9 protein-coding genes are annotated in these 6,970 nt (G+C 65.0%); all 9 read left to right on the top strand.

The window, feature by feature from the left end; all coding sequences use genetic code 11:
- Positions 1-456 (top strand): electron transfer flavoprotein subunit alpha/FixB family protein (locus CU669_RS16105; RefSeq protein ID WP_205119472.1); only part of this gene is annotated, 456 nt, incomplete at its 5' end.
- A gap of 136 nt (positions 457-592) precedes the next feature.
- Positions 593-1,288, top strand: a complete 696-nt coding sequence (locus tag CU669_RS16100; protein WP_112146546.1) for a Crp/Fnr family transcriptional regulator — start codon at positions 593-595, stop codon at positions 1,286-1,288.
- Between the two features lie 193 nt (positions 1,289-1,481).
- A complete protein-coding gene (locus CU669_RS16095) occupies positions 1,482-1,658 on the top strand; it encodes a Flp family type IVb pilin (RefSeq protein WP_192884628.1) in 177 nt (58 codons plus the stop codon).
- A gap of 224 nt (positions 1,659-1,882) precedes the next feature.
- The gene (locus CU669_RS16090; RefSeq protein WP_192884628.1) at positions 1,883-2,059 is read left to right on the top strand and encodes a Flp family type IVb pilin; all 177 of its coding nucleotides are present in this window, start codon (positions 1,883-1,885) and stop codon (positions 2,057-2,059) included.
- A gap of 73 nt (positions 2,060-2,132) precedes the next feature.
- A complete protein-coding gene (locus CU669_RS16085) occupies positions 2,133-2,633 on the top strand; it encodes an A24 family peptidase (protein WP_112146542.1) in 501 nt (166 codons plus the stop codon).
- A 90-nt stretch (positions 2,634-2,723) separates the two neighbouring features.
- Positions 2,724-3,617, top strand: coding sequence for a Flp pilus assembly protein CpaB (gene cpaB / locus CU669_RS16080; RefSeq protein ID WP_161539683.1), 894 nt, complete (start codon positions 2,724-2,726; stop codon positions 3,615-3,617).
- On the top strand, positions 3,614-5,089 hold the full coding sequence (locus CU669_RS16075) for a type II and III secretion system protein family protein (RefSeq protein ID WP_112146538.1): 1,476 nt from the start codon (positions 3,614-3,616) through the stop codon (positions 5,087-5,089). Before cpaB ends, CU669_RS16075 begins: the two co-directional genes overlap by 4 nt.
- 12 nt (positions 5,090-5,101) lie before the next feature.
- The gene (locus tag CU669_RS16070; RefSeq protein WP_112146536.1) at positions 5,102-5,767 is read left to right on the top strand and encodes a CpaD family pilus assembly lipoprotein; all 666 of its coding nucleotides are present in this window, start codon (positions 5,102-5,104) and stop codon (positions 5,765-5,767) included.
- 15 nt (positions 5,768-5,782) lie between these two features.
- Positions 5,783-6,970, top strand: coding sequence for an AAA family ATPase (locus CU669_RS16065; protein ID WP_112146534.1), 1,188 nt, complete (start codon positions 5,783-5,785; stop codon positions 6,968-6,970).

Genomic DNA, 6,970 nt, shown 5'->3' with positions numbered 1-6,970 from the left:
GCCCCGGTCGAAGCCGTGGCGGCTGGCGCCGATGCGGGCCTGTCGGCCTTCGTCGGCCAGCAATTGTCCAAGTCGGAACGCCCCGAGCTGACCAGCGCCCGCGTCATCATCTCGGGCGGTCGCGGCATGCAGTCGGGCGAGAACTTCCACCTGCTGGAAGCCGTCGCCGACAAGCTGAACGCCGCCGTCGGCGCAAGCCGCGCGGCGGTGGACGCCGGGTTCGTTCCCAACGACTTCCAGGTGGGCCAGACCGGCAAGATCGTCGCCCCCGACCTTTACATCGCGGTCGGCATCTCGGGCGCCATCCAGCATCTGGCCGGCATGAAGGACTCCAAGGTCATCGTCGCCATCAATAAGGACGAGGAGGCCCCCATCTTCCAGGTGGCCGATTACGGCCTCGTCGCCGATCTCTTCAAGGTATTGCCCGAACTCACCGCGGCCCTTCAGTCTCCCTGAAGCCGCAAACTGGCGGGGGTGGGCGCAAGTCCACCCCCGTTTTTCATGGGTCATTGGTTTGTCCGGCAAAGACCGGATTGAAAAGCCGAGGCCGCTCGCCGATACTATGGGGGTGGGCGCTGTTACCGAGGCTTGAATGACCGTGATCGACGGCGCGCTTTCCCGCGTATCCCTCTTCGCCGAACTGACACCGGACGCGCTGGCCGCCATCGAGGCGCAATGCACATGGCGCCGCTACGCCTCGGGCGAGCAGGTGTTCGACAAGGAAAGCGACACCCTGGACGTCTACTTCGTCATCGAGGGGGCGCTCCGCATTCTCAACAATACCGGCGACGATCGCGAAGTGGCGCTGGCCGACGTGCTGGCGGGAAACTATTTCGGTGAATTGGCCGCCATCGACGGCATGAAGCGCTCTGCCCGCGTGGTCGCCACCCGCGATTCGCTGCTGGCCTCGCTGGATGGGCCGTCCTTCCTCGGCCTCATGCGGGACCATCCGGAAATCGCCCTGAAGGTCTTGGAGCGGCTGACCCGTATCGTCCGTAATCTGGACGCGCGGGTAACGCAACTGTCCACCCAGTCGGAACAGCAGCGCATCTGGGCCGAATTGCTCCGCCTCGCCGAGCCCGATCCGGCCAAGTCCGACAGTTGGTCGATTCCCGACCTGCCCAACCACAAGGAAATCGCCGCCTGGGCCGGGGTCAGCCGTGAACAGGTGGCCCAGGCCATCGGCGAACTTGCCCGCGACGGCATCGTGCGGCGCAAGACCATGGGCCTGGTGATCTGCGACCTGCCCCGTTTGCAGATGATGGCAAGGACCATCAGCGCGGCATAATCGGCAATTCCATAAAATCCAACCTAATTTACAAATATAAAAATCGTCTTCTGTGGGTAAAATCACAGATCGATGACGAATACTTGGGTATGTTTGCTTCATGAGACACGGGCGGGAAAATACAGCCAAGTATCTCAATGCAAACACAGACACGTATCGCCGAGGCGAACTGTCGATCCAAGGAGTGAAAACCATGTTGAAGTCGATCCGCAGCCTGACCAGCAAGTACATCCGCAACGAAAACGGCGCCACCGCCATCGAATACGGCCTGATCGCCGCCCTGATCTCCATCGCCGCCCTGACCGCCTTCCAGGCCATCGGCCCGCGTCTGCTCACCACCTTCGGCAATGTGAGCACCGGCCTGCAGTAACACCGGCTCGGTCGGCCTAAATCCAAACGCCTCCCTTCGGGGAGGCGTTTTGCATTCCGGATGATTATGAATAGATAAAATTGAATGTATTTATTTTCGAGAAAGCGCTGACAGTGTGTGGTTATTCACAGAATACAATTTATCTATGGCCTATTGTTTGGTCATAGAGTTGAGCGGGCGGAAACCAAAGCCCAGCACGTAAAGAAGTCGCAAGGAGAGCCATCATGTTGAAGTCCATTCGCAGCCTGACCAGCAAGTACATCCGCAACGAGAACGGCGCCACCGCCATCGAATACGGCTTGATCGCCGCGCTGATCTCCATCGCCGCCCTGACCGCCTTCCAGGCCATCGGCCCCCGTCTGCTGACCACCTTCGGCAATGTGAGCACCGGCCTCCAGTAAGCGGCGTCTCGACGGCACAATCGAAACGCCTCCCCGCAGGGAGGCGTTTTCGTCTCGGGGGAGGCGGGCTATCATGAACGGCATGATCTTCATCTTCAGCTTGGCCTTCGTCGTCGCCCTGGCGGACGCGGCCGTCACCGATATCCGGCAATTCCGCATCCACAACCGGGTGCCGTTGCTGCTGATCGCCTCCTTCGCGGCGGCCTTCGCGGTCGGTTTCGATTCCGGCGCTTGGCTGGGCCATCTGGGGGCGGGGGGCGCCTTGTTCGCCGTCGGCGCCGTTCTGTTCGTCCTGGGCGTATGGGGCGGCGGCGACGCCAAGATGCTGCCTGCGGTGGCGCTGTGGACCGGTTTCGACGGGTTGTCGCGCTTTCTGATGGTCATGGCCCTGGTGGGCGGCGGCCTCGCCGTGGTGGCCTTGCTGGCGCGCCGGGTTCCCCTGGGCCCCGAGGGGCCGGTGCGGGCTTGGGGGCAACGCTTGGCCGAATCGGGACATGTGCCTTACGGCGTCGCTATCGCGGCGGGCGGCTTGGATTGGTGGATTATGGAGATGCTTCCCCGCGTGATGGGCTGATCGGGTTGCGCCTTGGCGCGATTTGCCCGATTGTCTTGGCGGGGAGTGTCTCTTTGTTGAACAGGAACTGAGGTCAGCGAAATGCGACCCATGGTCATCGTTCTGGCGGTTGCGGCGTTTGCCGCCCTGTTGACCGGTTTTCTGGCCAAGATGTGGCTGGACCGGCAAGCGCAGGTGCGTCCGGCGGCCGAGGCCGCGGTGACCGAGGTTCTGGTGACGGCCCACGACATCGCGCCCGGCACGGTGATGTCCGCCTCCGATCTTCGCTACGAGCCCTGGCCCAACGCGGTGGTCACGCCGCGCCTGATGGTGCGGCGTCCGGGCGAAGACCTCAAGGCCCAGGTGGTGGGCCAAGTGGCGCGCCGCGCCCTGGCCGAGGGCGAGCCCTTTTCCATGGCGGCCACCTTCCGCGCCGAGAGCGCGGGCGTGCTGGCCGGTATTCTCGGCCCCGGCATGCGGGCGGTCTCCATCGCCATCACCAATCCCACGGCGGTGTCGGGCTTCGTCACCCCCGGCGACAAGGTGGACGTGCTGCTGGCCACCGATGTCAGCAAGACGGTGGATTCCACCGAGCGCAAGAGCGGCGGCGCCCTGATCATGCGCTATGCCGCCGAGACGGTGCTGAGCGACGTCAAGGTTCTCGCCATCGACCAGCAGATCGTGCGCACCCGCGACGGCGCCGCCATCCAGGGCAAGACCGCCACCTTGGAAGTGACGCCCAAGCAGGCGGAGCTGGTGACCACCGCCGGGATGATCGGCAATCTTCAATTGGTGCTGCGCGGCCTGCCGGGAAGCACGCCCGCCGCGCCCGCCGAGGAGACTGATCAGATCGGCTTCACCTCCGACACCGAAACCAGCAAGGCGCTTCAGGTGCTGGGCGATTTCCGGCAAAAGCCCGCCAAGCCGTCGGGCGGCGGCACCGCCGCGCCCAGCGTCCTGATCAACCGCGCCGGTCAAGTCACCTCCGAGGGGTTTGAGCGATGATAGCCCGTGCCTTATCCGTGCTTGGCCTGCTGGCGATGATGTCGGTCCCCGCCTGGGCCGAGGTCTCGCCGGAGCCTCCCATGCCGTCGGCGGCGCCGCGCGCCAAAGTGGTGACGCTGGCCGCCAAGGGGACAAGCCAGACCTCGACGACCACCGCCCTCAATCTGCGCGGCCCCATGCCCGCCGTGGCCGAAACCATCCGGCTGTCGGTGAACAAGTCCACCGATCTCGCCCTGCCCGCCGAGGTCCGCGACGTCATCGTCGGCAATTCCGACATCGCCGACGTGGTGGTGCGCTCGCCTACCCTGATCCATGTGGTCGGAAGGGCGGCGGGCCAGACCAATATCTTCCTGATCGACCGGGCTGGCCGCACCATGCGCCGTCTGGAAGTGGACGTGGGGCTGGACGCCCAATCGGTGCGCGAGGTTCTGCGTCAGGTTCTGCCCGACGAGCGCGACATCCAGGTCGCCGCCGTCAACGACAGCCTTTATCTGTCGGGCATGGTCAAGACCGATGCGGCGGCGGCCTCGGCCAAGACCCTGGCGCGCCGCTTCGTCGCCGCCGACGCCAATCTGGTGACCCTGCTGCGGGTCTCGAACGACCAGCAGGTGCTGCTCCATGTCAAGGTGGTGGAGATGCAGCGCACGGTGATCAAGGAACTGGGCGTCGGCGTCACCTCCAAATCCGTCGCCCTGCCGGGCTCGGCGCAACTGACCAGCGGCACCACCACGGCGACCATCGGCCAGATCACCACGTCTTATTTCGGCGCGGGCACCATCACCGGTCTGGGGCCGCTGACCGCCAGCCTCAATCTGCTGGAAAATCAGGGGCTGATCCGCACCTTGGTGGAACCCAATCTGACGGCGGTGTCGGGCGAGACCGCCACCATGCTGGCGGGCGGCGAGCTGCCCATTCCGGTGGCCGACACCAACGGCGCCATCAGCGTCGAGTTCAAGCCCTATGGCGTGCTACTGAACTTCACCCCCACCGTGCTCGATCCCGGCCGCATCAGCCTGAAGATGTCCACCGAGGTCAGTGCCATCGACACCGCCAACAAGACGGCCGTCAGCACCTCCATCTCGGTGCCCGCCTTCAAGGTGCGGCGTGCCGGCTCCACGGTGGAACTGCCCTCGGGCGGCTCCATCATGATCGCGGGCCTGTTGCAGAACGACCTGACCGGCAATATCTCGGGACTGCCGGGCCTGATGGATATTCCGGTGCTGGGTGCGCTGTTCCGCTCCACCGCCTTCCAGCGCAACGAGACGGAACTGGTGGTGATCCTGTCGGCCTATGTGGTGCAGTCGGTGACGCGGCCCGACGTGCTGGCCCTGCCGTCCGACGGCTTCGCGCCCGCCTCCGACCTTAAGATCCTGCTGCTGGGACGCCTGCAGGACACCTACACCAAGCGCGGCGCCGTGCCGCCGACCACGCCGGGGCAGTTGCAAGGCCCATACGGCTATATTGTTCAATAGGAGGACGACGCCATGATCCGCAAGGCCTCCATTGTCCTTTTGACCGCGCTGGCGACGGCTTGCGCCGCCGATATGTCCGAGCACGACCCCCATATCGCCCATCCCCTGACCGCCGAGGTCAAGGCGGCGGTGGCGGTGTTCGACCGCCCCGAGGCGGGGACCGTGCTGTCGGAGTTCGATAAGGCCCGGCTGTTCCGTCTGGCCGCCGAATCGCTGCGGCGCGGTGCCGGGCCGATCGTGATCACCCTGGCGGCCAAGCCGGGCGAGGAGGCGACCGAGCAGGAGTTCGGCCGCGGTCTCGCCGAGACGCTGCGCCATGCCGGTGCCGCCGACATCCAAACCAAGGTGGTGGTGGGCGGTGAAGCCGGGGCGGGCGTCGCCGAGGTGCGGGTTCCCATCTGGGTCGCCATCGTGCCGGAATGCGGAACCTTCGAGCGCGGCATCCATCCCGATTACACCAATGCCCCCAACAGCAATTGGGGCTGTTCGCTGGAGCGCAATCGCGGCCTGATGGTGCAAAACCCGGCCGATCTGGTGCGCGCCCGCGAGGCCAGCGGCCGCGACGCCAATCGTTCGGGCGACGTGCTTGGGAAATACGGCAGGGGCGAGGCCACCGGCTCCGCCTCCGAGGATATCAGCGCAGGCACCACCTCCAAGGTGGGCAATGCCAGCAAATAGAAGCCGAGGCATGACTTGATCCATCGCCTGACCATCGACGCCTTCGCCGCCAGCCCCGAGACCGCCGCCATCCTGCGGCAGGTCCAGTTGGACCGCCAATTGGGCAAGTCCAAGCTGGAGCTGCGAAACGGCGGTCTGGCGGCGGCGGTGGAGCATTATGCCCAGACGGCCACGCCTCAGGTGGTGATCGTCGAGGACGACGACCCCGCCACCATGCTGGAGCGCCTCGACCATCTGGCCGAGGTCTGCGTCCAGGGCACCAAGGTGGTGGTGATCGGCTCCGTCAACGATATCACTCTCTATCGCACCTTGATGGAGCGCGGCATCAGCGACTATCTGCTGCGTCCGGTGAGTGCTCGCCAGATCATCGCCGCCATGGAAGGGCTGTTCGCCGATCCCCAGGCGGCGCCCAAGGGCCGTGTCATCGCCTTTTGGGGGGCGCGGGGCGGGGTGGGGTCGTCCACCCTGGCCCAGAATACGGCTTGGGAGCTGGGGCGAAGCTTGCAGGAATCGGTGGTCTATGTGGATCTCGATCTGGCCTTCGGCACCTCCATGCTGGCCTTCAACGTGGAGGCCAAGCAGACGGTGGTCGACGCGCTGGCCCATCCCGAACGCCTTGATGAAGTGCTGATGGAACGCTGCATGGTGGAATACGACGACCACCTGCAAATCCTCGCCTCGCCCGGCGATTACCGTATTCATTCGGCAATCGCCGCCGATACGCTGGACCTCATGGTCGATTTGGCGGCGCGCATGGCCTCGGTTGTGGTGCTCGATATTCCCCATCTGTGGTCCGAGTGGACCGAGCATCTGCTGATCATCGCCGACGAGGTGGTGGTGACCGCCACGCCGGATTTCGCCTCGTTGCGCGACGTCAAGTCGGTGATGGACGGTCTGGCCTCCAAGCGGGGCGGATCGCCCGCCCCCAGGCTGGTGCTGAACCGGATTGACCCCTCCAAGAAGACCCAGCTGACCGCCAAGGATTTCGAGGACACCATCAAGATCGCACCCATGTTGACCATTCCGTCGGATGCCCAGGCCTTTGGCGAGGCCGCCAATACCGGCCAGATGGTGGGCGAGGTGACCAAGTCGTCCAAGGTCGGGCCTCTGCTGAGCCAATTGGCGGTGGCGCTGGGCGGCAAGGCGGCGGGCAGCCGCAAATCCGGCCGCAAGGGCCTGTTCGACTGGCTGAAGAGGACTTGA

Source organism: Paramagnetospirillum kuznetsovii (assembly GCF_003284725.1).
In the GTDB taxonomy this organism is placed as follows: domain Bacteria; phylum Pseudomonadota; class Alphaproteobacteria; order Rhodospirillales; family Magnetospirillaceae; genus Phaeospirillum; species Phaeospirillum kuznetsovii.
The sequence above is the reverse complement of the archived record's forward strand: the minus strand, read 5'-3'. Positions and strand labels throughout refer to the sequence as shown.